Source organism: Streptomyces scabiei 87.22 (assembly GCF_000091305.1).
Taxonomy (GTDB): domain Bacteria; phylum Actinomycetota; class Actinomycetes; order Streptomycetales; family Streptomycetaceae; genus Streptomyces; species Streptomyces scabiei.
This window is the reverse complement of the sequence record NC_013929.1, coordinates 514,377-538,845: the sequence shown is the minus strand read 5'-3', so window position 1 is coordinate 538,845 and position 24,469 is coordinate 514,377. Positions and strand designations below refer to the sequence as shown.

20 protein-coding genes are annotated in these 24,469 nt (G+C 71.7%); 15 read left to right on the top strand and 5 right to left on the bottom strand.

All coding sequences use genetic code 11. The annotated features are described in order from the left end of the window. The first annotated feature begins 145 nt into the window (after nucleotides 1–145). Nucleotides 146–715 (top strand): AMIN-like domain-containing (lipo)protein, encoded by a 570-nt coding sequence (locus SCAB_RS02195; protein WP_012998413.1) that lies wholly within the window; start codon nucleotides 146–148, stop codon nucleotides 713–715. A 45-nt stretch (nucleotides 716–760) separates the two neighbouring features. Here SCAB_RS02195 and gap read toward each other — a convergent pair whose 3' ends face one another. Both gap and SCAB_RS02185 read right to left on the bottom strand, forming a co-directional pair. Further along, entirely contained in the window at nucleotides 761–1,759 is a 999-nt protein-coding gene (gene gap, locus SCAB_RS02190; RefSeq protein ID WP_012998412.1) for a type I glyceraldehyde-3-phosphate dehydrogenase, read from the bottom strand. A gap of 96 nt (nucleotides 1,760–1,855) precedes the next feature. Beyond that, entirely contained in the window at nucleotides 1,856–2,812 is a 957-nt protein-coding gene (locus tag SCAB_RS02185; RefSeq protein WP_012998411.1) for a GlxA family transcriptional regulator, read from the bottom strand. Between the two features lie 160 nt (nucleotides 2,813–2,972). Between SCAB_RS02185 and SCAB_RS47250 the strand changes: the two genes are divergently transcribed. Beyond that, nucleotides 2,973–3,146, top strand: coding sequence for a hypothetical protein (locus SCAB_RS47250; protein ID WP_012998410.1), 174 nt, complete (start codon nucleotides 2,973–2,975; stop codon nucleotides 3,144–3,146). Between the two features lie 209 nt (nucleotides 3,147–3,355). Beyond that, nucleotides 3,356–4,504, top strand: coding sequence for a PDDEXK family nuclease (locus SCAB_RS02180; RefSeq protein WP_012998409.1), 1,149 nt, complete (start codon nucleotides 3,356–3,358; stop codon nucleotides 4,502–4,504). Between the two features lie 97 nt (nucleotides 4,505–4,601). On the opposite strand, the gene SCAB_RS02175 is transcribed toward SCAB_RS02180, so the two are convergent. Continuing rightward, nucleotides 4,602–5,744 (bottom strand): substrate-binding domain-containing protein, encoded by a 1,143-nt coding sequence (locus SCAB_RS02175; protein ID WP_012998408.1) that lies wholly within the window; start codon nucleotides 5,742–5,744, stop codon nucleotides 4,602–4,604. Nucleotides 5,745–6,340: 596 nt separating this feature from the next. Here SCAB_RS02175 and SCAB_RS02170 point away from each other — a divergent pair. The 11 genes from SCAB_RS02170 to SCAB_RS02120 all read left to right on the top strand — a co-directional run bounded on the left by SCAB_RS02170 (nucleotide 6,341) and on the right by SCAB_RS02120 (nucleotide 18,336). Further along, entirely contained in the window at nucleotides 6,341–8,704 is a 2,364-nt protein-coding gene (locus SCAB_RS02170; RefSeq protein WP_231885219.1) for an ATP-binding protein, read from the top strand. Continuing rightward, nucleotides 8,701–9,177: a roadblock/LC7 domain-containing protein gene (locus SCAB_RS02165; RefSeq protein WP_012998406.1), complete on the top strand. Its 477-nt coding sequence runs from the start codon at nucleotides 8,701–8,703 to the stop codon at nucleotides 9,175–9,177. The genes SCAB_RS02170 and SCAB_RS02165 overlap by 4 nt, the downstream gene beginning before the upstream one ends. Before the next feature lie 80 nt (nucleotides 9,178–9,257). After that, entirely contained in the window at nucleotides 9,258–9,650 is a 393-nt protein-coding gene (locus SCAB_RS02160; RefSeq protein ID WP_231884884.1) for a DUF742 domain-containing protein, read from the top strand. Next, the gene (locus SCAB_RS02155) at nucleotides 9,598–10,212 is read left to right on the top strand and encodes a GTP-binding protein (protein WP_037724860.1); all 615 of its coding nucleotides are present in this window, start codon (nucleotides 9,598–9,600) and stop codon (nucleotides 10,210–10,212) included. Before SCAB_RS02160 ends, SCAB_RS02155 begins: the two co-directional genes overlap by 53 nt. Before the next feature lie 59 nt (nucleotides 10,213–10,271). Beyond that, nucleotides 10,272–10,628, top strand: a complete 357-nt coding sequence (locus SCAB_RS02150; protein ID WP_037724859.1) for a hypothetical protein — start codon at nucleotides 10,272–10,274, stop codon at nucleotides 10,626–10,628. Nucleotides 10,629–10,734: 106 nt separating this feature from the next. Beyond that, nucleotides 10,735–12,129, top strand: coding sequence for a M1 family metallopeptidase (locus SCAB_RS02145; protein WP_046773873.1), 1,395 nt, complete (start codon nucleotides 10,735–10,737; stop codon nucleotides 12,127–12,129). Between the two features lie 71 nt (nucleotides 12,130–12,200). Continuing rightward, nucleotides 12,201–12,800, top strand: a complete 600-nt coding sequence (locus SCAB_RS02140) for a hypothetical protein (RefSeq protein ID WP_012998401.1) — start codon at nucleotides 12,201–12,203, stop codon at nucleotides 12,798–12,800. Between the two features lie 194 nt (nucleotides 12,801–12,994). Beyond that, a complete protein-coding gene (locus tag SCAB_RS02135; RefSeq protein WP_046773872.1) occupies nucleotides 12,995–15,742 on the top strand; it encodes a helix-turn-helix transcriptional regulator in 2,748 nt (915 codons plus the stop codon). Between the two features lie 109 nt (nucleotides 15,743–15,851). Then, a complete protein-coding gene (locus SCAB_RS02130) occupies nucleotides 15,852–16,676 on the top strand; it encodes an alpha/beta fold hydrolase (RefSeq protein ID WP_012998399.1) in 825 nt (274 codons plus the stop codon). A gap of 18 nt (nucleotides 16,677–16,694) precedes the next feature. Beyond that, on the top strand, nucleotides 16,695–17,519 hold the full coding sequence (locus tag SCAB_RS02125; RefSeq protein ID WP_012998398.1) for an alpha/beta fold hydrolase: 825 nt from the start codon (nucleotides 16,695–16,697) through the stop codon (nucleotides 17,517–17,519). 19 nt (nucleotides 17,520–17,538) lie between these two features. Beyond that, nucleotides 17,539–18,336, top strand: coding sequence for an alpha/beta hydrolase (locus tag SCAB_RS02120; RefSeq protein WP_012998397.1), 798 nt, complete (start codon nucleotides 17,539–17,541; stop codon nucleotides 18,334–18,336). A 33-nt stretch (nucleotides 18,337–18,369) separates the two neighbouring features. Here the strand turns inward: SCAB_RS02120 and SCAB_RS02115 are convergent, their stop codons facing one another. Both SCAB_RS02115 and SCAB_RS02110 read right to left on the bottom strand, forming a co-directional pair. After that, a complete protein-coding gene (locus tag SCAB_RS02115) occupies nucleotides 18,370–18,957 on the bottom strand; it encodes an SMI1/KNR4 family protein (RefSeq protein ID WP_012998396.1) in 588 nt (195 codons plus the stop codon). Between the two features lie 110 nt (nucleotides 18,958–19,067). After that, complete coding sequence (locus SCAB_RS02110; protein ID WP_012998395.1) at nucleotides 19,068–22,721, bottom strand: LamG-like jellyroll fold domain-containing protein; 3,654 nt, start codon at nucleotides 22,719–22,721, stop codon at nucleotides 19,068–19,070. A 497-nt stretch (nucleotides 22,722–23,218) separates the two neighbouring features. Between SCAB_RS02110 and SCAB_RS02105 the strand changes: the two genes are divergently transcribed. After that, on the top strand, nucleotides 23,219–24,235 hold the full coding sequence (locus tag SCAB_RS02105) for a LacI family DNA-binding transcriptional regulator (RefSeq protein WP_037724858.1): 1,017 nt from the start codon (nucleotides 23,219–23,221) through the stop codon (nucleotides 24,233–24,235). Nucleotides 24,236–24,469: the final 234 nt, after the last annotated feature.

The following is a 24,469-nucleotide window of genomic DNA, read 5'->3' as shown; positions in this document are numbered from 1 at the left end:
TGCGTGGTCCAGAGGTACGTGGTCCAGAGGTGCGTGGTCCCTCCGCCGTACGCCGCACCCGGGCAGCGCGAGAAGCGTGTGCAACCTTCGCGTCGTTTCGGATGTCTCTGCTGGTGCCGGACATTCACGCATCTGGGGGCACAGGATGAAAGCGAACAGGACAGTCTGGACGACCGCGGCCCTGGTGACCGCCACACTGGCCGCGGTGGCGATACCGACCGCGGCCACGGCGGCCACCCCGCGGGCCGCGACGGCCGCCTGCCCGACGGGCTGGGGCAGCCTCGACAAGGTGGACTGGTCCTACACGGCGGGCGAGTACATCACGAATGCCAGGACCGGTCGCCACGACTGCTACGACCGGTTCGTCGTCGACGTTCCGGCCGCGTCCGCCGACCAGATCGGCTACACCGTGCACTACGTCGACCGACTGATCCAGGACCCGACCGGCGACCCCATCCCGATCAACGGCGGCGCCATCCTCGAAGTGATCGTCAGGGCCCCCGCCTACGACTCCGGCGCGCCCACCTACCCCGGACAGGCCGGACAGCCCCTGCCGGGCCTCAACCTCACCGGCTACCGCACGTTCCGGGACGCGAAGTTCGCCAGTTCCTTCGAGGGCCAGTCGCAGTTCGGCCTCGGCCTGCGTGCCCGACTGCCCTTCCGGGTACAGCAGTTGGACGGTCGCCTCGTGGTGGACGTGGCACACACCTGGTGAGCCTCCGGCGCGGTCGCCGGAGGCGGGGGCGGGCCCGGCGGCCGGTCAGCCGGTGGTGAGGAACTCCAGGGTGTCGATCACCCGGTTCGAGAAACCCCACTCGTTGTCGTACCAGGCGACGACCTTGACGTGGCGGCCGTCGACGCGGGTGAGGTCCGAGTCGAAGATCGACGAGGCGGGGTTGCCCGTGATGTCGGACGACACGAGCGGGTCGTCCGAGTACTCCAGGATGCCGGCGAGCGGGCCCTCCGCAGCGGCGCGGTAGGCCGCCAGTACCTCCTCGCGCGTCACGTCCCGGGCGACGGTCGTGTTGAGTTCGACGATCGAGCCCACCGGCACCGGCACGCGGATCGAGTCGCCCGACAGCTTGCCGTCGAGGTTCGGCAGCACCAGGCCGATCGCCTTGGCGGCGCCGGTCGTGGTCGGCACGATGTTGACGCCGGCGGCGCGGGCGCGACGGGCGTCGCGGTGCGGGCCGTCCTGGAGGTTCTGCTCCTGGGTGTAGGCGTGCACCGTCGTCATGAACCCGTGCTCGATGCCGGCGAGTTCGTCGAGCACCTGGGCCAGTGGCGCGAGCGCGTTGGTGGTGCAGGAGGCGTTCGAGACGACCGTGTGCAGGTCCGGGTCGTAGGCGTCGGTGTTGACGCCGAAGGCGAGCGTGACGTCGGCGCCGTCCGACGGCGCGCTGACGAGCACCTTGCGCGCGCCCGCGTCGAGGTGGGCCCGGGCGGCCTTGGCCGAGGTGAAACGGCCGGTGGCCTCCAGGACGATGTCGACGCCGAGTTCGGCCCAGGGCAGCTGCGCAGGTTCACGCTCCGCCAGCACGGTGATCCGACGCCCGTCCACGACGAGGGTGTTGCCGTCGACGGTCACCGGCCGTCCGAGGCGGCCGGCCGTGGAGTCGTAGGCGAGCAGCCGGGCGAGAGTCGCGGGCTCGGTGAGGTCGTTGACGGCGACGATCTCCAGGGCGCTGTCGCGCTCCAGCAGTGCGCGCAGCACATTGCGCCCGATGCGGCCGAATCCGTTGATGGCGATGCGAGTCATGAGTGGTGTCCCTTCCCTTCGCCCCACCAGGCTCGCCCGCGGCTCCGGCCGCTGCCAGTGGCGAGATCGCCACGGTTCACAAGGATCGCGCCACGGTCATGTGCCGCGGGTGAACGTGCGCCGGTACTCGCTCGGCGTGGTGCCCAGGATGCGCTGGAAATGCAGGCGGAGGTTGGCGCCGGTGCCGAGACCGACGTCGGCGGCGATCTGTTCGACGCCACGCTCGGAGCGCTCCAGCAGTTCGCGGGAGAGGTCGATGCGGGCGCGCATCACCCACTGCATCGGCGTGTAGCCGGTCTCCTCGACGAAGCGCCGGGAGAACGTGCGCGGCGACACCCCGGCCTGCCGCGCCAGGGTGTCGAGGGTGAGGGGTTCGCCGAGCCGGTGCAGTGCCCACTCGCGGGTGGCGGCGAACCGCTCGCCCAGCGGCTCGGGGACGCTGCGCGGTACGTACTGGGCCTGGCCGCCGCTACGGTAGGGGGCCGCGACCAGCCGGCGGGCCGCGTGGTTGGACGCGGCCACGCCGAGGTCGCCGCGCAGGATGTGCAGGCACAGGTCGATGCCGGAGGCGGCACCGGCCGAGGTGAGCACGCTGCCCTCGTCGACGAAGAGCACGTTCTCGTCGACCCGGACGAGCGGATGCCTGCGCGCGAGTGCCCGTGCGTAGTGCCAGTGCGTGGTGGCGCGTCTGCCGTCGAGCAGCCCGGTGGCGGCGAGGGCGAAGGCGCCCGTCGAGATGGCGGCGAGCCGCGCGCCCCGGTCATGGGCGGCGATCAACGCGTCTACGACGGCCCGCGGCGGGTCCTCACGGTCCGGGAACCGGTAGCCGGGCACGAAGACGACGTCGGCCCAGACGAGCGCGTCGAGGCCGTGCTCGACGAAGTAGGCGAGGCCGTCGCCGCCGGTCACGAGCCCGGGTGCCGCCCCGCAGACCCGCACCTCGTACGGCATGCTCGCGCGGGTCGTGAAGACCTGCGCGGGAATGCCGACATCGAGCGGCTTCGCCCCTTCGAGCACGAGGACGGCGACGCGGCGCAGGCGGGAGTCCGGCATGGGGAGAGGTTACGTGGGGCCGGTCCGCGTCCGGCGCCCTGCGGCAGCGGCGTGCCCGCTCACCCCCGTACGCCCCCCCAACGGCGTTGACGAGCGGGCAGCGGCGCAGGAACCTGCGCAAAGGGGGCGCCGACCATCGGCGACTCACGGGGGAGGGCCGATGTCCGGGCTGCAGTGGATGCTCGTGCTGATCGTCGTCAGTTTCCTGGGCCTGGGGGCGATGGCCTGGAAGGGGCCCGAGATCCGCCAGGACATGCTGAAGCTGATGGGCGGCATGGTGGTCGCCGCGGTCCTCGGATACGTCGTGTCGTCGGTGCAGGGCATCCGCTGGTAGGGCCGATGCCCGGGCGGCGGCCGGGGCGGCCGTGCTGGCAGGGCCTGGACGGGTGACCACGGCGGTGAACGCCCCGCCGTATCCGCACCCGCCGTATCCGCGCCCTCGGTATCCTCCGGGAAAGCACTCCGCACAAGTCATCCTGACAAGTCTTGCTGCGCGCAGTGCCGTTGACGTCCGCTGCGGGGCGGCCGGAGGGTGGGGAGCCGATGTCCGATCAGCCGGTGTTCGTCCTGGGGGAGGAGCTGCAGGCGCTGGAGCTCGCCGGGTTCGAGACGGAACAGGAGTTCCAGGAGCTGCTCGCTCGCCACCCTCGGGTGCTGGATTTCGGTTCGCTGGCCGACGGCCGGCCGCTGCGGCTGACGCTCGTGGCCCGGGAGATGGGGGTCGCGACCACGGCGGAGTGCGGGGCGGCATACTGGCTGGACCATCTCTTCGTCGACGCCGACGGTGTGCCGACCCTGGTGGAGGTCAAGCGGGCCACGGACACCCGCATCCGGCGTGAGGTCGTCGGGCAGATGCTGGACTACGCGGCCAACGCGGCCCGTTACTGGCCGGCGGCACTGCTGCGGCGCTCCTTCGAGGAGACGTGCGCCCTGGACGGACGACCGCCGGCGGAGGCGTACGGGGAACTCCTCGGGGAGCGTTCCCCGGACGAGTTCTGGACGACGGTGGAGGAGCGGCTGGCCGCCGGGCAGATGCGGCTGCTGTTCGTCGCCGACCGGATTCCGCTGGAGCTGCGGGCCATCGTGGAGTTCCTGAACCGGCAGATGCGGCAGACCGATGTCTACGCGGTGGAGCTGACCCAGTACCGCGGAGCGAAGGACCTGCGCGTCCTCGTGCCGCGTGTGCACGGAGAGGTGGCCACAGCGGCGAAGTCACCGTCGGGCCGCCGCACCACGCAGCGGACCACACGGGCCGACATGGACGAGGCGATCGGCTCCCGCCCCGATCCGGACGTACGGCGGATCGCCACCGCGCTGCTCGATCACGCGGCGGAGTGGGGCCGGTGGGAGGGCGGTACGGCCAAGTACCGGAGCATGTCCGCCTACTATGCCGTCTCCGGGCGACAGGTGCCGGTCTGGTCCCTGTCGTTGCAGGACGGCCCGGCGAAGGACGACCTTTCCTTCGCCTTCGGATCGATCAGCCACCACCTCGGCCGCGAACGGGCGGCGGCCTTCGCGGCGTCGCTGCCGCCCGTTCCCGAACTGGCGGAGCGGCTGCGCGCGCTGCCGGAGAAGGAGTACAACGCCTGGCCGTCCGTCTCCCTGTCCGCGCTCGCTTCGGAACCCGGCGCCCTGGAAGGCGTGCTGTCCGCGATCCGGCAGCTCATGGACGGTCAGGAACTCGCCGTCTGACGGTGCCGCCGAGGCAGGTCCGAGCAGAAGTACGCACCCGACCTGCACGTTCATGGGAGGGCCGGGCGCACTTGGCTGCCACCCCGCCCGACGGTGTCTACCGCCCCCAGATCTTGCGGTACGCCCGGCGGTAGCCCTCGGAGTCCCAGGACAGGGCGCCGCCGCTGTTGGTGGCGGTGGTGATGTGGACGGGGGCGACATAGGTGCTGGCCGGTTCGTCGGTGAAGGCGCGGTTGAACTCGTCGATGATCTGCCACCCCTGTTCGGACAGCGGTTCGGGCACGGTGGCGGACTGGTACTGCTTGCCGTTGATCCGCTGGAAGGCCGACGGGTCGCCGTCGCCGGCGCCGATGTTGAAGGGTGCGCCGTCTCCCTTCCGGCCGGCGGCGCGCAGGGCGGGCGCGGCGTGGTCGAAGTACAGGTCATTGATGGCCGCGGAGTAGGTCCACCGGTCGCCGAATCGGGTGCGCAGGGCGGAGACCCGCTCGACGGTGCCCGTGTTCGCCTGGGGGATGGGGATGTCCTCGTAGCTCAGCAGGTCGACGTCGGGGCAGGTGGCCAGTTCCTTCTTGATCAGCTCCGACTTCCGCTTGGCGAACGGTATGGAGGCGTCGGTGAACACCACCACGCCCGCACGGCCGCCCGACCGGGCGATGATCCAGTCGGCGCTGATCCTCGCCACGTCCGCCACGTCGGTGGTGATGTTGGTGAAGAGCTTCGGGTCCTTGCTGGGGCCGGGAGCGGCGGTGGCGTGCCAGCCGATGAGGGGTATGCCCGCGGCGTCGGCCTGTTCCACCTGCCGGGACACGGAAGCGGGGTCGAAGCCGCCGACGACGATGCCCGAGGGCTTGAGGGCGATTGCTTCGGTGAAGGCGTTGCGGATGCCGGCCGGGGTGCCCCGGCCGTCGATGGTGCGGACGTCCCAGCCGATGATCCTGGCCGCTTCCTCGACGCCCTTGGCGACGCCGGAGACGCCGGGATTGGTCATGGTCTGTGCCACGTAGACGATGGTCCTGGAGGGGACGGCCGCGGGTCCTCTGGTCGGGCCGCTCCAGGGGGCGTTGACGTCCTCGGCCTCCTTGACGGCCCGCTTCGCCTTGGCGAGGACGGCGGGGCAGCCGGGTTCCCGGGAAGCGGTGGCGGCCGCGGGAGCGGCGGTGCCGCTCTCGCAGCCGGTGGCGGCGGTGGCCACGGCCAGGAGCGCGACGGCTGCCGCGGTCGCCTTGCGGGTGGAGTGCACGAGGTCTCCTCAAGTGGGCGTGAGGGAGTACGGGTTCGGGGTGGGGGAGGAGACCGAGCCGGCCCGTGGCCGGATGCGCAGCGGTCACGACAGTGTCCCCGGACTGTGGCCGGGGAGGCTGTCGGGGTGGGAATGTAGCAGGGCTCCGGCGCGGTCATCCACGACGAGGACACCGTTCGGTAGGCATGCGTGAACAATTTGTAATCACGTATTGGTTACGTACAGGCTCAAGCCGATCACAAAAGCGATAGTCTCCGGCCGACGAGATCCGGACACGTGACGTGATTTGTACCCGCGTCATGCGTCCGGTCGCTCACGCCCGACTGCCCGTCGCGAGAGCGCCTGGCCGGTTCCCCGGTCGTCGACGGTCCGGCGGTACCAGCGACTTGACCGCCGAGCAGCACACACCCAAGGAGACCAGCGTGCCCGCCAACACCGTGGAGCGGCCGCCCGGACACAGGGACCGGACTTCTCCCTTCCGCCGGAAGACGGGCTCCGTACTGGCCCGGTGGCCGTTCCGGCGCAAGCTCAACGTCCTGGTCGTCGCGCCCGTGGCCGTCGTCGGTGTGCTGCTCGCCGTCGGAGTCGGCGGCCAGATGGAACAGGCCCGTGACGCCGGCCGCATCGCCGAACTCGTCCGCGACAGCGAGCAGGTCACGAAACTCATCAACGACGTGCAGGCCGAACACCGGCTGGCGCTGCTGCTGTCCGTGCAGTACGAGGCGGCCCGCCCCGGAGCCGCCCGGCCGCCGACCGCCGCCTACCGCGAGGCGCAACAGGCCACCGACGCGCAGGTCGGCGCCGTGCGGGCCGCCTTCGGGGCGAGCCTGCCGGCCGCGGAGAAGCAGGCGCTCGGCTACATCACCGGCCTGGACGTCCTGCGGGAGAAGCTCGGCCGCGACTACGTCCCCGCCGCCAACATCGACCCGGCCTACGCGGCGGCGGTCGGTTACCTGATCGACGGCATCGGGCTCGACCGCTTCTCCGTGAACTCGACATCCTCGGCGTCCTCGGTCACCAGCCTGCTGGACGCGATCCTGCGCGCCGACGCCGCCCACGCGGCCTTCGAGAGCGCCGTGTTCTCCGCCCAGACACGTGACGCCAACGCCCTCACCGAGTACACGCGCGCGGCCGGCGCCCACGAACTCTTCGTCCACCAGTCCGACCGCTTCGGCCGCATGGCCGCCCCGGCCCAGGTCCTCCGCATGGCGGGCATCGAGCGCGGCGCCGAACAGAACGACATCACCTCCCAGTTCGCGGAACTCCAGATCGACCCGTCGGCCCTGCAGTCGCAGTCCCCGCGGGAACTGCGCGCGAAGATCTCCGCCGGTGAGCGGCAGGCCGAGACGCGCCTCGCCATCACCCGGACACTGATCGACGAGACCGCCGCACAGGCCGACGCGGCCTCCGCCGACGCCCTGCGCAAGGCGTGGATCCTGCTCGGCGTGGCCCTCCTCGGATTCGCCGTGTGGCTGGCCTTCTGCGTCCTGGTCCGCCGCTCGGTCGTCCGCCCCCTGGTGGCCCTGACCGGCTCCGCCCGGCAGGTGGTCGAAGCCGCCGACGAGGAGCTCGCCCGGGTCGCCGACGACGAACTCGCCGACACCACGCCCTTCAGCCCCCGGCCCATACCCGTGCCGGTGCGCGACGAGATCGGTGAACTGGCTGAGGCGTTCAACCGGGTGCAGGACACCGCCGCCGCCCTCCTGGAGCGGCAGGTGCTGAGCCGCCGCAACATCGCCGAGATGTTCGGCAACGTCGGCCGCAGGGTCAGCAACCTGACCACACGGCAACTGCTGCTGATCGACGCCGTGGAGCGCGAGGAGACCGACCCCGACCTCCTGGACCGGCTCTACCGCATCGACCACATCGCCGTACGCCTCCAGCGCAACGCCGACAGCCTGATGCTGCTCGCGGGCATTCGGGAGACCGACGTCGAGGCGCGGCCGATCACCCTGGCCGACGTCATCCGTTCGGGCCTCGGCCGGATCGAGGGCTACCAGCGGGTGTCCCTGCGCTCCGAGACGGACATCACCGTCGGACCCGACATCACCGGTGACCTGACCCTGCTGCTGGCCGAACTGATGGAGAACGCGGTCGCGTTCTCCCCGTCCGACTCCCCCGTCGAGGTGGTCGTCCGGCCCGGCACCGACGTCACCAGGGACGGCGGCGCGCTGGTCGAGATCATCGACCACGGCCTCGGTATGAGCGCGGAGCGTCTCGCCGAGGAGAACGCCCGGCTCGTCCGCCGCGAACGCCTCGACCTCGTACCGACCAAGGTGCTCGGCCTCTTCGTGGTCGGCAGCCTCGCCCGCCACCTCGACCTACGGGTGACCCTGAGCCGCACTCCGGGCGGCGGCGTCACCAGCACCGTGCTGATCCCCGCCGCGCTCCTGCTGGCGATGAGCCCCGTCGACGCCGCGCCGCCCGCCGCGGGCCGGGGCCGGACCACACGGGAGTTCGCACCGCACACCGCCGCGCCACCCTCGGCCGCCACCGCCACCGCCACGGCTCTCGAACGGCGGCCCGTGGCCCCGTCGCCGGAAGGTGAACTGCCGCGCCGCGTCCCGCTCCGTGCCCGCACGGCACGGGCCGAGGCCCCCGACACCGCCTCGCCTCCCACGACCGCCCGGCCGCTGCGCCGACGAGTCCGGGGCGCCACGCTCACCGCCACGGCGGCCGAACGGACCGTCCCGACGGTGCGGCAACCCGCGGACGCGGAAGCCGTCCGCGCGGAACTGGACGAGTTCGAAGCCGCCGTCCGCAGAGCCGAACAAGACAGCGCCGTACGAGACAGCGCCGTACGAGACAGCGCCGTACGAGACAGCGCCGTACGAGACAGCGCCGTAAGAGGCGGTGCCGCACAGGACAGCGCCGCACACCTCGGTGGCGAGCCCCCGAACCCAGCCCGCACGACCGCGACACGCGAAAACCCCAGAAGGCCAGAAGGAGACGGGCAGTGACCACGTCGGCAGATGACAGCACCCCCGAAGAGACGAAGCCCACCGACCTGCGCACCGCGGCCGCCGACTTCACCTGGCTGCTCGACCGTTTCGCCACGGAGACCGCCGGTGTCGTCGACGCCATCGCGGTGTCCTCCGACGGCCTGCTCATCGCGGTCTCCCAGCTCCGTGAACGGGCCGACTCCGAGCGGCTCGCCGCGATCGTCTCCGGCGTCACGAGCCTCGCCGCCGGCGTCTCCGGCAACTACGGCCTGGGCGGGCTCAACAAGGTCATCATCGACCTGGAGGGAGGCCACGTCCTGGTCTCCGCCATCGGCAACGGCGCGGTCCTCGGAGTGGTCGCCTCGAAGGAAGCCAAACTGGGCAACATCGCCTACGAGATGACCCTCTTCGCCAACCGCGCCGGAGCCGCGCTCACCCCGCAACTGGTGATGGAGCTGAAGAACAGCGTCGGCTCCCCCGTGGCCGGCTGACCCATCCCGCGAGGCAGGAGGTCGTCATGGCCGATGGTGGGCGAGAACCACACGAGACAGCGGCAGGAGCCCGGCAGACCATGGGGGACCCGGTCGGTCGCGCCCCCGTGGTCCGGCCGTTCCTGCTGACCGCCGGCCGGGTGTCGGGGGCGGGCCCGGCAGCGCCGCTCCCGATCGAGACCCAGATCGTCGCGACGGCGGCCGGGCTGTCCCTGCTGGGCCGGCTCGCCTTCGAACACCATGACATCGTCGCCGCCTGCCGACGCCCGCAGTCGGTCGCGGAACTGGCCGCCCGCCTGCGACTGCACCTCAACGTGGTCCGCGTGCTCGCCGAGGACCTGTGTGCCGCGGGGCACCTGGCGATCTACGTACCGCACGCCAGGATCGGCCAGGACATCTCCGTACTGCGAAGGGTTATCAATGGTCTCCGTGCCGTCCCCGACTCACGGGGCACACTCCGCGACAGCGGTTGAACAGCCGCCGCTGCCGGTCAAGCTGGTCGTCGCCGGCGGCTTCGGGGTCGGCAAGACCACCACGGTGGGCTCGATCTCCGAGATACGCCCCCTCACCACGGAAGCCGCGATCACCGAGGTCGCCGCGGGCGTGGACGACCTCACGCACACCCCGGAGAAGACCACCACGACCGTGGCGATGGACTTCGGCTGCATCACCCTCGACCCGACCCTCAAGCTGTACCTGTTCGGCACACCGGGCCAGGACCGCTTCGGTTTCATGTGGGACGACATCGTCGACGGCGCCGTCGGCGCCCTGGTCATCGTCGACACCCGGCGCCTGGACGACTGTTACGCGGCCGTGGACTACTTCGAGCACAAGGGCATCCCCTTCGCCGTCGCCGTCAACGCGTTCGACGGGGAGGTCGTACACGACCTGGACGAGGTGCGGTGGGCCCTGGACATCGCCGAACACGTCCCCCTGACCGTCTTCGACGCCCGCCGGACGGGCTCGGTCCGCGACGCCCTGCTCGTCGTGCTCGACGTGGCCCTGTCCCGGGCCGAGGCGATCACGACGGCCTGACTCCCTTGCTCGGGTGGCCGAGCTGTGGCTGACTGGCACCAATGCGAGGGGGAGTGGACATGGGCAACTGGGCCGTGGTCGCGCAGTACGGCCACAGCGAGATGTACAGGACCGAATTCGTCTGGCGGGGAAAGACGTCGAAGGAACAGGCGCTCGAGGCACTGCGCGCCGCCGTCCACACGTATGTGCCGAGCAAACACCTCGTGGAGAAGCGGCGCCAGGTGTACCGCTTCGCCGACCAGGAGTCCTATCTGGTGGTGATCAAAGGCAAGCTGACGGAGTGGGAGTGCACCCTGCGCATCGCGGAGCTGGTCTCGGACTCCGCCGACCCGGCCGTCGCGGAACGGGCGCGAGGGGACGGCGGCGCTCCGCGAGCGGGGGACGAGCCGCGGGACCGGAACCCGTTCGCCCCCTGACGGGCGGACCGTACCCCGGACGCACACGTTCCGCCCGAAACGGTGGTCAACTCCCTGCTGTGCTGCCCCAGTTGTGGCAGGATCCGATGGCATGCCGCTTTCAGTGATGTCATGGCCCGGATCGGTTCGCCGTCCCGCAGGTGTGGTGTTCGTACTGCTCGCACTGGTCGTCCAGCTCGTCGTGGCCGGCCCCGGCGCGCACCGGGCGAACGCGGCGGCCGGTGCGGCGACGCCCGGGACCGCGACACCGGATCGCGCGCGGTACGACGTGTCCCTGCGGGCCGACGCCGACGGCAGCCACTGGAAGGGACGCCAGAAGGTGTCGTTCCGCAACGCGTCCCGTCACCCGCTGCGCGAGGTCTACCTACGGCTGTGGGGCAACGGCCAGGACGGATGCGGCAAGCCGGGCGCGCCGTCCCCCGTCACCGTGTCGAAGGTCCGGGGCGGCAGGCCGGACCGGCTCACCGTACGGTGCACGGCCCTGCGCATCGCCCTGCCCAGGCCCCTCGCGCACGGCGAGCGGACGACCGTCGCCTTCGACGTCTCCGTCACCGTGCCCGACCGCACCGACCGTTTCGGCCGCGACGGCGCCCACCGCTTCCTCGGCAACGCCCTGCCCGTGCTCGCCGTCCACGACGCGCGCGGCTGGCACCTCGACCCGTACGTGGCCCTCGGTGAGAGTTTCCACGCGCTGGTGAGCGACTTCCGGGTCCGCCTCGACCATCCGTCGGCCCTGAAGGTCCCCGCCACCGGCCGCACCCGGACGCAGCCCGCCGGCCACGGCCGCACCGTCACACTGAGCGTCGCGCACCGCGTACGGGACTTCGCCTGGGCCGCGGGACCGTTCCGCACGGCGACGCAGACCACCCCCGGGGGCGTGCGCGTGAAGTCGTACTGGGCGGCCGACACGCCTGCCGCGGGGGTGCGGGTCAACCGCGCGGACGCCGTCGCCTCGATCGACCGCTTCGGCAAGGAGTTCGGTCGCTACCCGTACGGTGAGATCGACCTGGTGATGACCAGCCGGTTCGGCGGCGGCATGGAGTACCCGGGCCTGGTCCTGGTCGGCACCACCGAGGAGGGCGGCGCCGTCGTCCACGAGGTGGCGCACCAGTGGTGGTACGGCATCGTCGGCAACGACGAGTACGCCTCGCCGTGGCTGGACGAGAGCTTCGCCCAGTACGCCAACGCCCGCTTCTACGGGTGGGAGACCCGTGACTGCTGGTCGGAGGTGGACTGGCCGGACGACAGCACCGCACTGACCAACTCCATGGCCTACTGGTCCCGGCACCGCGGCGAGTACCACCTCGTCTACACGGCCGGATCCTGCGCCCTGGCCGACCTGGAACGCACGCTCGGCGCCGGCACCATGGCCCGGATGCTCAAGCGGTACGCCGCGGACCACTGGTACGGCCTCTCCACCACGGCCGCCTTCAAGAAGGCCGCGCAGGCGGCGACGGACAAGGACCTCGGCCCCTTCTGGAGGACCCACCGCATCCGGTGACCGTGCTTCCCGGCCCCTCCCTCGCGTGCGGCAGTATGCGCGTACGCGAGGGGGCGGGGGAGGGGAGCACCGTGGGAATCGGTTACAAGACGTCCTGGCTGGCCGTGCCCGGCCGGGACGACCGGGAGGTGGCCGACGCGCTCGGCCTGCACACGCGCGTGCCGATGGACTGGGCGACCGGGACGGAGACCGCCTACCGGCGGGGCGTCTTCGTGGCCTCTCCCGTGGACGGCTGGACACTGGCCCACGGCCGGGTCCACCTCGCGGCGGGACTGCGGGACAACGGGCCGTCCCTGCAGGCCTGGCTCGGATCGCTCGGCTCGCTGCTGGGTGACTTCCAGTACTTCCGCACCGACCGCATCGTCGAGAGCCATGCCTGGGCGCGCGTGGAGGCCGGCCGCGTCGTGCGTGCCTACAGCTACGACGGTGACATGCCCCTGTGCATCGGTGAGCCGACCGGGATCGAGCACCGGCTCGGCGTCGGCATCAGGGGGCGGGAGGAGGGGATGGACGCCTGGGACGAGGCGGCGTGGGACGACTGGCTCGCCGACATGCCGTCCGAGAGGCATGTGATGGCCATCGCCGAGGAATGGGGCGTCAGCCCCCTCGGCATCCCGGACGAGCCGTCGCCGTGCGACGGTGTCCACGGCCTTCCCCCTGGGGTCGCATAGCCTCAAGTGCCTTGCGCATCAACGGAGTTGTGTCGCAGTGCCGTCCAAGCGGAGCGTGCCGTGCGACTTCGGGAAGTCCGCCATGGAGGCGGGAGAAGATGCGCAGGATAGGCACATGTGGCGGAGGGTGGCCGTAGGGGGAGCGTGGAGGGCCGCGTCGCCCTTGTCACCCGACCTTTCCGGAAGGTGTGGGTGTGGTGCTCAAGGGGCGGGTCAGGGAACGGGAAGCTCTCGACCGGTTCGTCGGGGAGTTACGGGAGGGGCTGAGCGGTGTCGTCCTGCTGTGCGGCGACGCCGGCATCGGCAAGACCGTCCTGCTGGACCACGCGGCCTCGGAGGCCGCCGACCTGCGGGTCCTGCGGGTGGCCGGAGTGGAGGCGGAGTCGGGGTTCCCCTTCGCGGCGCTGCACCGCGTACTCCTGCCGTTCCTGGACGACCTCAAGGAGGTCCGGGCACTGCCCGAGACCCAGGGCGAGGCGCTGCGGGTGGCGTGCGGACTGACCGACGGCCCGCCCGCCGACCGCTTCCTGGTCGGACTCGCGACACTCACCCTGCTCGCGGAGACCGCGAAGCGGCGGCCCCTGTTGATCTGCGTCGACGACGCGCAGTGGCTCGACGAGGAGTCCCTGGGAGTGCTCGCCTTCGTCGGGCGGCGCGTGCACGCGGAGGGCGTCGGGCTGCTGTTCGCCGCGCGCACGGGGTTCGAGGTGCCCGCCGGACTCACGCCCACCGAGGTCGCGGGGCTGGAGGACCGTTTCGCCCTGGAACTGCTGCGGGAGATCGTCCCCGGCCGGCTCGACAACCGGGTGGCGGCGAGGATCGTGGCCGCCACGGCCGGCAATCCGCTCGCCCTGACCGACCTGGGGCGGGAGTTGTCCGCCGACCAGCTCTCCGGGGGCCTCGCCCTGTCCGAACCGCTGTCGGTCGGCGGCAGACTGGAGGCGTACTACCTCGGCAAGGTGCGGGAACTGCCGCAGCCGACACGGACCTGGCTGCTCCTCGCCGCCGCCGAGCCGGGAGGCGACCTCGGCTACCTCATGAGCGCGGCCCGCCGGCTCGGCATCGGCACGGACGCCTCCGGACCGGCAGAGAGCGCGCGCCTCGTGGCGGTGCACACGGCCGTACGGTTCCGTCATCCGCTGGTGCGCTCCGCGGTCTACAGCGGCGCCACCAGCGTGGAGCGCAGGCGGGCCCACCACGCGCTGGCCGCGGCCACCGAGCGGCCGGCGGACATCGACCGGCGGGCGTGGCACCTGGCCGCGGCCGCGATCGGGGAGGACGCCGAGGTCGCCGCGGAGGTGGAACGCGTGGCCGACCGGGCGGGCGCGCGCGGCGGCTACGCCGCCCGTGCCACCTTTCTGACCCGCGCGGCCGAGCTGACACCGGCGGGCGAGGTACGGGCGGGGCGCCTGCTGGCGGCCGCCGAGGCGGCGCTGCGTGCCGGGGCCCCGCTGCAGGCGGAGTCGCTGCTGGACGCCATCGACGGGGAACTGCTCGGTGACGCCGGCCAGGGCAGGGCGCTGCTGGTCCGCGCGAACACGGGCGTCGCCCTGGGCCGCGCGGACTCGTTCGCGCACGCCCCGGCGCTCTGCGTGCGCGCCGCGCTGCTGCTCCTCGACGGCGCCCCCGAACTGGCCCGCGAGGCCCTCCTCGTGGCGATCGAGCGCGCCATCACCGGCGAGCACCTGATACGGGACACCACACTGGCCGAGATCGCCCGTGCCGTGGACACGCTGCTGCCGCGCACGCGCCCCGCGACGGGCGTCGACCTCGCACTGCGCGGTTTCGCGGCCCTGATCACCGACGGCTACGAGGACGCCCTGCCCCACCTGCGGCGGGCCAGCGCCATGGTGCTCGACCCGGCGACCACCGAGGAGGAGGTGCTGCGCGGCTATCTGCCCGCCGTCACCCTGTCGATGATCCTCTGGGACGAAGAGGTCCACACCGCCGTGATCCGCCGGGCGGCCGACGCCGCCCGGCGGACGGGTTCCCTGTGGCAGCTGGACACCGCGCTGTACTGCGGCACGATGTCCGAGACCAACCTGGGCGAACTGGCCGCGGCCGACGACCTGTTGGCCGAGGGCCACCGGATCCGTTCGGCGATCGGCGCGAACGACGACGTGTGGGCCATCTACCGCCACCCCGAGCTGCTCGCCTGGCACGGCGAGCACGACGGCCTCGACGCCGTGCTGCGCGGTTCCATGGAGGCGGGCACCTACCTCGGCGCCGGCGCGGTCGAGTCCATCGCCCGGATCGGCATGGTGGTGCTGGCCCTCGGCCGCGGTGACTACGCCCAGGCCCGCGCCGTCGCGCACGCCCTGATCGAGCAGGACGTGCTCGGGGTGCATTCCCGGGTGCTGCCGCGGCTCGTCGAGGCGGCCGTACGCTGCGGCGACCGGGTGCTGGCGACGCAGGCGCTCGGAACGCTCGCGTCCCGGGCGACGGCCTCCGGCACGCCCTGGGCGCTGGGGCTGCTGGCCCGCTCCAGGGCCCTGCTCGCGGCGGTCGACGACGCCGAGCCGCTGTACCGCGAGGCGATCACCCTGCTGTCGGGCACCAGAGCCCGCTCCGACCTCGCCGTCGCCCATCTGCTGTACGGCGAGTGGCTGCGCCGCCGCAAGCGCCGCAAGGACGCCGGCGAGCAACTGGGCACGGCCGTCACGATGTTCGACGCCATGGGCGCCACCGTGTACGCGGCCCGTGCCGCCCAGGAGCTGGCCGCCACGGGGGCGCGGCCCCGGCGCGGGCCGGCCGGCACGGCGTCCGCGCTGACCTCGCAGGAGCTCCAGATCGCCCGTCTCGCCAGGGGCGGGGCGACCAACGCCGAGATCGCCGCGCAGCTGTACATCAGCGCCAGCACCGTCGACTACCACCTGCGGAAGATCTTCCGCAAGCTCGACGTCACCTCCCGGCGGCAGCTTCAGCAGGCCGTCGACGACTGACCGGCTCACGACCGACCCGGCTCACGACTACGCGCTCCACGGGATTCGCGCACCGCCCGTCCCGGCCGAGGCTGGGGCGACCGGACAGATCCTGCAGACGGGAGTACGCATGCCGTACGTGACCGCGAACGACGGAGCGCAGATCTTCTACAAGGACTGGGGGACGGGCCGGCCGGTCGTGCTCAGCCACGGCTGGCCGCTGAACTCCGACAGCTGGGAGGCGCAGGCACTGTTCCTCGCCTCGAACGGCTTCCGCGTCGTCGCCCACGACCGCCGTGGGCACGGCCGTTCCTCCCAGACCTGGCACGGCAACGAGATGAACACGTATGCCGACGACCTCGCCGCCCTGATCGACACCCTCGACCTGCGCGACGCGACGCTCGTCGGCTTCTCCACGGGCGGCGGCGAGGTCGCCCGCTACGTCGGCCGGCACGGCACCGCCCGGATCGCACAGCTCGTGCTGGTCTCCGCCGTACCGCCGTTCATGCTCAGGACCGACGACAACCCCGGTGGCCTGCCGGTCGAGGTGTTCGACGCGATCCGTGCCGGGTCGCTCGCGGACCGCTCGCAGCTGTACCACGACCTGGCCGACGGGCCGTTCTTCGGACACAACCGGCCCGGCTCGGACGTCTCCCAGGGCATCCGGGACGCGTTCTGGCTGCAGAGCATGCAGGCCGGGCACCGGGGCGCCTACGAATGCGTCGCGGCCTTCTCGGCCACCGACTTCCGCGCCGACCTCGACGCCTTCGACGTGCCCACGCTCGTCGTCCACGGCGACGACGACCAGGTCGTCCCCTTCGAGGTGGGCGGCAAGGCGTCGGCGGCCCGGATCAAGAACGCGACGCTGAAGGTCTATCCAGGCGCGCCGCACGGCATCACGGACACGCACAAGGTACAACTCGGCGCAGACCTGCTGGACTTCCTCAACTCCTGATCCGGAAGGACCCCTCAGTTGACATCCGAAGGTCAGCCCCGCCGTCGCGTCCTCGGCGGCCTGCTCGCCGCGGGGGCGGTCACCCTCACCGCCGCCCCCGCCGCGGCCGCCGCCCCCTCGGGCAGCGGCAGCAAACCGACCGTCGTGCTGGTGCACGGCGTGTTCGCCGACTCCTCCGGCTGGAACGACGTCATCGCCCGGCTGCTGAAGGCCGGCTTCCCGGTCATCGCCCCCGCGAACCCGCTGCGCGACCTCGCGGACGACTCGGCCTACGTCTCCAGCGTCGTCGGCAGCATCTCCGGCCCGGTCATCCTGGTCGGACACTCCTACGGCGGCGAGGTCGTCACCAACGCCGGGCGCGGCCACGCGCACGTCAAGGCCCTGGTGTACGTCGGGGCCTTCGCGCCCGACGAGGGCGAGAGCGCCCTGCAGCTGGCCGGCATGTTCCCGGGCAGCGAACTGCCCGACGCGCTGGTGACCCGGCCGTTCCCGCTGCCCGACGGCACCACCGGCACCGACGGCTACATCGACCCGGCGAAGTTCCACCGTGTGTTCGCCGCCGACCTGCCGGTGTCCGTGACCCGGCTCATGGCGGCCACCCAGCGCCCGGGAAGCGTGGGCGGCCTGGCGTCCGCCAGCGGCGTACCGGCGTGGAAATCCCTGCCGTCCTGGTACGTGATCCCCACCGCCGACAAGGTCATCCCGGCCGCGGCCCAGCGCTTCATGGCCAAGCGCGCCCGCAGCTCGGCCGTCGAGGTCAAGGGGGCCTCGCACGTCGTGATGATGTCTCACCCGGACGTCGTCGTCCGCCAGATCACGACCGCCTACCGGGCCACCCGCTGACGCACGGGAAGGAACACCGATGAACGCACCGGACACCATCGTCCTCATCCACGGCTTCTGGGTCACGCCCCGCAGCTGGGAGCACTGGATCGACCGGTACGAGAAGCAGGGATACCGGGTGCTCGCGCCCGCCTACCCCGGTTTCGAGGCGGAGGTCGAGTCCCTGAACGCCGACCCGTCCCCGATCGAGGCGATCACCGCTCCCCGGATCGTCGAGAGCCTGGCGAACGTGATCCGCGGCCTCGACAAGCCCCCCGTCCTGATCGGCCACTCGGCGGGCGGGGCGTTCACCCAGGTCCTCCTCGACCACGGCTTCGGCGCGGCCGGAGTGGCCCTCAACTCCGCACCCACCGAGGGCGTACGGGTGGCTCCCCTCAGCCAGCTGAAGGCGACCTTCCCCGTGCTCAAGAACCCCGCCAACCACCACAAGGCGGTCGGCCTCACCCATGAGCAGTGGCACTACGCCTTCACCAACACCTTCTCCGAGGAGGAGTCCCGGGCGCTCTACGAGCGGTACGCGGTCCCCGCCTCGGGCCGCATCCTGTGGAACAGCGTGCTGGCCAACCTCCAGCCCGGCCACCAGGACATCTGGGTGAACTATCACAACGACGACCGCGCACCGCTGCTGTTCCTCTCCGGCGAGCTGGACCACCTGATGCCGCCCAGGATCCAGCAGTCCAACGTCAAGCACTACAAGTCGAAGACCGTCACCGAGATCGAGGTGTATCCGGGACAGCCCCACCTCATGCCGGCCTCACCCGGCTGGGAGGAGATCGCGGACCACGCCCTGTCGTGGGCGCTGTCCCACGCACGCTGAGATCACCGCTCCGCCGCCCGTGGCGACCAGCCGCTACCGTCCCCTGGCGCGTGGGCCCCAGGGGGCGGTGGCGACGGTCGCCGGGGAGGTGAGTCCGAGCGCCCGGTTGTCCTTGCCCTCGCGCATATGGTCCAGCCAGCGTTCGTACCAGGAGAGGAAGTCCGGGGCGGAGGAGACGTTGGGCGGCCGGAAGCCGTCCGCGTTGCCGGTGAGCACACGGCCGGTGAGCGGGCCGGTCACGCCGATGAGGCACAGATCGGTGCAGCCCATCTCGATGATGTGCAGGAACAGGTCTCCTCGCGCCGCGTCCGGGTGGAGCGCGTGGTGAAAACCCCGGGGACTACCGTCCGGCGGCTGCCGGTCCATGGTGAACAGCCGGCACTCCTCCAGCGGAAGCAGACCGTAGAAGGGCCCGGCACCGACGCCGAGTTCGACGAGGAACGTCCGGTAGGCCCACGGCAGCACGATGTGGTGCTCGGCCTCGAAGGTGTCGACCCGGGCGGCACCGACGCGCGGACCCGGGCGGAACTCGTGACGCTCGGCGCCCGCGGAGTGGCTGCGTCGCGCCTGATACGGGATCTTCGCCAGTTTGGAGCGGATGCGCGCGGTGCGGGAGTCCATCGGAGGATCTCTTCTTTCGCCGGCCGCCACTGTACCGGCTCCACCGCGAACGTCCGGGTCCGTCAGGCCGACGGACCCGGACAGTCGCGCTACATGCCCCTCACCTCACGTCAGCGCACCGCCTTCGCGTACGGCGCGACGGTGATCCGGTCGATCAGCGGTGCGTAGCGGGAGCGGAGCAGTACGCCGGGGAAGGTGTCCGAGGCGTAGGTGGTGCCGTCGAAGTTCGGGAGTTCCTCGGAACGGAAGGTGATCGTGTTCTGTCCCTTCTTCAGCTGGACGGGGACGGTCAGCTCCCAGAAGTTGTTCTGGTGGAAGGTGTGCGGGAAGGTGACCCGCTTCGACTCGCCGCCGTTGACGGCGATGTCGGCGTGGCGCGCGAGCGGGTCCGGGTTGTAGTGGGTGGCGGGGGACTGCTCGGGGTTGGAGTAGCGGATGCGCAGCGCGTGTGTGCCCGCCTCGTCCGCGGTGACGGTGAACGTGGCCGTGTTGCCGTTGCCCGGGGCCCCGCCGATCCCCGTGATCGCGGTGCCGTCGGTGGCCAGGGAGAGCGGGGCGAGGGCGGCCGAGCCGGCCAGTTCGGCGCTCTTCCCCTCGTAGGTGCGGGCCGGCAGCGTGCCCTGCGTGGGGGTGACCGAGAGACGGTCGACCATCGTGGTGTGCGAAGTCCCGGTCACCGTCACCTTGTTGACGCCACCGGAGAGGGAGACCACGACGCTGTTCCCGCCCTCGTCCAGGCGCAGCACGTCCTGGCCGTTGACGGAGACGCGGGCGCCGGAACCCTTCAGGGTGTCGACCCGGAGGGTGGCCTCGCGGTCGGCGGGGGAGTAGACCCAGAACGTGGCGGTCCCGTCCTTGGGGAGCCGGGCGGCGCCCGATCCGGTGGCCGCGCGCCGGGGCGGGTCGTAGGCGGTGCGCGCCCGGCCGCCGAGCCAGGCCAGTTCACCCTCGTACACCTGCGTACGGGCGGAGGCGTCGGGCAGGGACAGGGTCAGCCGGTCGACGATGGCGTCGCCCTTGGTGGCGCTCCTGCCGTCGAGGCTCTTCGCGGCCAGCGTCAGCGTGTGCCTGCCCTTGGTGAGCTTCACCGTGGTGTCGGTGTGGTCCCACACCACCCACTTGTACCCGAGCGGCAGATGCAGCTCCCGCTCGCTGTCCGCCTTGCCGTCCACCCGGAGGAAGACATTGGTGGGGCCCTGCTCCTTGACCTTGTCGAAGGTGTTGAGGGAGTTGGCGAAGACGCTCAGGTCGTAGGTGCCGTCCTCGGGCACGTCCACGGTGAAGTCGAGCGCCATGTCCGAACCGGTGCGCAGACCGCCGACGTCGTAGCCGCCGGAGGTGTAGAACTTCGACACGTCGCGCGGTGAGCCCTCGGGGCCGTTCTTCGAGTAGCCGGACCCGGTGTGGGCGGCGTCCTCGGCTTCGTAGGAGTCCTGCCAGCGCACGGGCGCGGTCCGGGTGGCCTGCGCCTTCCCGGCGGGGCTGAGGACGATCTCGTACGCGGAGGACTCCTTCAGCCGGGGCAGGGTCCCGTCACCGAAGTCGACGGAGACCGTGCCGTCGGCACCGACGTCCAGGTTCGTCTCCGTGAGGAGCCTCGGGCCGGAGCTGTCGCCGACCTGTCCGCTCCACTCGATCTCGCGGACCCAGGCGTGCACGCTCTTGCCGAAGACCTTCCTGGGTACGTCGGCGAAGGTGATGTGGCCCTTGCCGGTGGAGCCGCCGAAGATCAGCCGGGCCTGCTTCTTCTTCTCGTCGAGCGTGCCGACACCCTGCATGGTGTAGTTCTCGCCGGGGGACGGCGGGTTCACCTTCACCGTGTGGCCGGTCATCGAGGCGTACGCGTTCAGCAGCCACCACTGGCCGTTGCCCCGGTTCGACTGCACGGCGGAGTCGGAGAGGTTGCCGTCGATGTTCCAGTACGCGATGTCGGCGTCCACCTTGGACTCCTCGATCGCGGAGACCCACTGGATCATCTGGCCCGGGACCGAGGTGTGGTAGTTGAAGGCGTATTCGTTGATGTTGATCGGCAGTCGGGTGCCCGCGCGCGAGGTGCCCTTGAACAGGTCCTTCTCCCAGCCCCGGTATGTGGCCACGCTGTCGCGGACGGCTTCCGGGTGGCTCAGCTCGTGCCAGGTGACGACGTCGGGGAGCGTGCCGGCGGCCAGCGCGTGGGCCAGGAAGCCCTTCACCTGGTCGTACAGGATGCTGGTGTTGGGTCCGGCGATCCGGGCGTCCGGCATCCTGTCCTTGATCAGCTTGTACGCGGAGTCCCAGGCGGCGAAGTAGGCGTCGGGGTCGTCGAGCCAGCTGACCTTGTCGTAACTCCACTGGCCGGTGCCGAACATGTTGCCCTCGGGCTCGTTGAACGGCACGAAGACGATGTTGTCCTGGTATTGCTTCGGCATCCGGAGCACCTGGTCGACCTGCTTGGCCATCTTCTGCTCGTAGAGCCTGAGCTTCTCGGCGGGGGTGTCGCCCGGCCATTCGTACGGGAAGCCGCGGTGGATGTCGGTCATGTAGATGTACACGTCGCCGTCGGTGGAGTCCGCCAGCGGTTTCACCACCTCCAGCGCGTCGGCGCCCGGGTGCTGCGGGCCGTCCTGCGCCTTGGTGGAGACCGTGCGCAGCCCCATGCCCTCGATGAGGTTGTTGGTGGGGACGTCCGGCCCGTAGACACCGTAGAGGGTGCCGGAGGCACCGCCGTGGAAGGCACCGGTGTCCGAGCCCAGGTCGACGGTGAGCTGCCCCTCGCGGACCACGGTGACCGTCGCCCTGACCGCACGCCCGGCCGCGGTGCCCGCCACGGTGAACGTGCCCGGCCGCTCGTACGTCCCGGCCGGTACGGCGTCCCAGGTGACGGGCGTGTCGCGGTCGTAGCCGTCGGAGAAGGAGGCGCGGACGGCGACGGGGAGGGAGGGGGCGGTCCCGGTCGTCGTCCGGACCTCGAAGGACGTCTTCGACAGCTCACGCAGTGTCGGCACGTCCGCGACGGTACCGGCCACCTGCTCGGGGCTGAGCGCCGCGTGCCACACGGTGAAGTCGTCGATCGCGCCCTTGAGCAGCGGATCCGGGTAGAAGGACTTGCCGATGTAGCCCGCCGCGGTCGCCGAACCGTCCAGCAGTTCCCTGGCCTTGACGTTCGTCGCGGCGGAGGAGACCGCCACGCCGTCGAGGTAGGTGGTGACGCGTCCGGCGGCGGTGTCGAGGGTGACGGTGACCGTGCGCCAGGCGTCGGCGGGCAGCGCCGCGTATCCGGAGACCTGGGCCTCCGCGCCGCCTCCGCCGGCCGTCACGGCGGTGCGCAGCAGCCCGCCGTTGTTCGACGGGGTGGTGAAGAGGTATTTGGTCGTGTCGGTGCCCAGGTCGAAGATCCGCTGCCAGGACGACTTGTCGCCGCCCCACTTCACGCGTGCGGACACCGTCAGGTCGGTGGCGTCGCCGAGCACCGCGCGGGGCAGCCGGACGTACGCCCCGTCGGAGGTGGGTGCCCCGCCGGGCAGGGAGAGCGCCCTGCCGCCGCCCGCGCCCTCGACCGCCTTCGCGGTGGCGGCGTTGACCAGGCTCGCCGTGAGTCCGTTGCCGGAGCTGTCCGTGATCTTCCCGGACGCGAGGTCGTCCTCGTCGAAGGTGTAGTGGGCCGTGGGCCTGGGCGTGTCGGCCGCCTGGGCGGGCACGGCCGGCGCGACCAGCGCGCCCGCGCCGAGGGCCAGGGCGACGGCGGCCGGGGCCCGGCGCCGGGCTGATCTGTCAGCGGATGGCATGGAGTGCGTCCTCAATCCTTTGAGTAACGGGGTCCCGGCCGCGCCCGCCTCGACCGCCCGTCGTGGGCCGTGTCCGGTGAGGCGGGTTCGGGGAGGCGCGGCGCGGAATCGGTTCGATCGCGCGCACACCGGAGCCGGGGCGGTCGGCCCGGGCGGCCGTGGTGGCGCCCGCACCGCAAGGGCTGCGGGCACGGAGCCCGGGTCGGCCGGAAGGATCACTTCATCGAACCGGTTCGCAGGGAAGCTAGCACCGCGGATTTCCCACAGCAATACATCGGACGCAGCCGGATCGGTGACGGCGTGTGTGTCGGGGGGATTGCTGGTCTGTGTCGGGAAATCCCGATTCAGGTGTTGACAGCCGCCCGGCTTGTTCCTACCTTCACTTCACGCGAACCGGTTCGACGACCGGACGTCGCATCCTCCTCACCCGACTACGTACGCGGCTCGGACGCACCGCCCGGCGGGAGCGTCGAACCGGTTCGAGCAAGGAGTTCTCCGTGAACATCGGTGAGATCGCCCGGCGGGCCGGTGTCTCGCGGAGCACCGTGTCCTACGCCCTGAGCGGCAAACGCCCCGTGTCCGACGACACCCGCCGGAAGATCCAGCAGGTCATCGACGAACTGGGCTACCGCCCCAACGCCAGCGCCCGGGCCCTGGCCAACGGACGGACCAGCACGATCGGGCTGGTCTTCCCGCCGGCCGGGAACCACTACACGGGCATGCAACTGGACTTCATCGGCAGCGTGGTGGAGGCGGCCGCCGCCTACGACTACGACGTGCTGCTGTCGCCCAGCGGCGTGGACAGTGACCGTTCCTTCCAGCGGCTGCTGGGGGAGCGACGCGTCGACGGCGCGATCCTGATGGAGATCAGACTGGCGGACGACCGGGTCGACCACCTGGCCGAGCTGGACTTCCCCTCCGTCGCCATCGGCCGGACGGCCCGGCCGGAGGGCAGCTGGTGGGTGGGCCTGGACCACACCGCGCTGGCGGAGGCGTGCGTCCACCATCTGGCGGACCTCGGCCATCGCAGGGTCGCCTTCGTCAACCGGCCGGAACAACTGCTGCGGGCGGGCTACGAGTCCGCGCACCGCGGGCTGGACGGCTTCACCAAGGCCGCCGCCGAACGCGGACTGACCGTGCGGTCCTACACCTGCGGGGACGACGCGGCCTCGGGGCAGGCGTGCCTGGAGCGGATCCTGCACGACGACCCGGCGACCACCGGTCTCGTCACCCTGAACGAGGCGGCGCTGGGCGGGCTCTACCGGGGGCTGGCCCAGGCGGGCCGCCATGTGCCGCGTGACTTCTCCGTCACCGGGATCGTCGCCGGCCGCTGGGCGGAGACGGTGACACCGCAGCTCACCGCCGCGGACGTGCCGGCGGCCGAGATGGGCCGGCTCGCCGTCGACCTCCTCGTCGAGCGGCTGGACAGCCCCGGAGCCCCCGCCCGGCACCACCTCCTGGTCCCACCGATCTCCCTGCGCGCCAGCACCGGCCCCGCCCTCGGCGCCTCCTGACCCCGCCCGAGGACCGGTTCCCGGGGACCCCGCACTCCACTTCGAGCCCCCACCCTCCCGATCCCGACCCCACCCGGGCCCGCCGCCCCCTCCGCCCGGCGGCGACCCGGCCACACCCCCATCGCCGGAGCCTCCGCGTCCCGGCGCACCGGCCACCCGATCCCTCACCGACGCCCTCGGAGTGTCCGGCTCTCCCCCCGTCACCCTCCCTCTCACGGCACAACCGTGCCAAAA

What these genes read in the sequence shown, in the direction of transcription:
- SCAB_RS02195 (WP_012998413.1), top strand. Translation starts at nt 146, where the DNA reads ATGAAAGCGAACAGGACAGTCTGGACGACCGCGGCCCTGGTGACCGCC.
- gap (WP_012998412.1), bottom strand. Translation starts at nt 1,759, where the DNA reads ATGACTCGCATCGCCATCAACGGATTCGGCCGCATCGGGCGCAATGTG.
- SCAB_RS02185 (WP_012998411.1), bottom strand. Translation starts at nt 2,812, where the DNA reads ATGCCGGACTCCCGCCTGCGCCGCGTCGCCGTCCTCGTGCTCGAAGGG.
- SCAB_RS47250 (WP_012998410.1), top strand. Translation starts at nt 2,973, where the DNA reads ATGTCCGGGCTGCAGTGGATGCTCGTGCTGATCGTCGTCAGTTTCCTG.
- SCAB_RS02180 (WP_012998409.1), top strand. Translation starts at nt 3,356, where the DNA reads ATGTCCGATCAGCCGGTGTTCGTCCTGGGGGAGGAGCTGCAGGCGCTG.
- SCAB_RS02170 (WP_231885219.1), top strand. Translation starts at nt 6,341, where the DNA reads ATGGAACAGGCCCGTGACGCCGGCCGCATCGCCGAACTCGTCCGCGAC.
- SCAB_RS02160 (WP_231884884.1), top strand. Translation starts at nt 9,258, where the DNA reads ATGGGGGACCCGGTCGGTCGCGCCCCCGTGGTCCGGCCGTTCCTGCTG.
- SCAB_RS02155 (WP_037724860.1), top strand. Translation starts at nt 9,598, where the DNA reads ATGGTCTCCGTGCCGTCCCCGACTCACGGGGCACACTCCGCGACAGCG.
- SCAB_RS02150 (WP_037724859.1), top strand. Translation starts at nt 10,272, where the DNA reads ATGGGCAACTGGGCCGTGGTCGCGCAGTACGGCCACAGCGAGATGTAC.
- SCAB_RS02145 (WP_046773873.1), top strand. Translation starts at nt 10,735, where the DNA reads ATGTCATGGCCCGGATCGGTTCGCCGTCCCGCAGGTGTGGTGTTCGTA.
- SCAB_RS02130 (WP_012998399.1), top strand. Translation starts at nt 15,852, where the DNA reads ATGCCGTACGTGACCGCGAACGACGGAGCGCAGATCTTCTACAAGGAC.
- SCAB_RS02120 (WP_012998397.1), top strand. Translation starts at nt 17,539, where the DNA reads ATGAACGCACCGGACACCATCGTCCTCATCCACGGCTTCTGGGTCACG.
- SCAB_RS02115 (WP_012998396.1), bottom strand. Translation starts at nt 18,957, where the DNA reads ATGGACTCCCGCACCGCGCGCATCCGCTCCAAACTGGCGAAGATCCCG.
- SCAB_RS02110 (WP_012998395.1), bottom strand. Translation starts at nt 22,721, where the DNA reads ATGCCATCCGCTGACAGATCAGCCCGGCGCCGGGCCCCGGCCGCCGTC.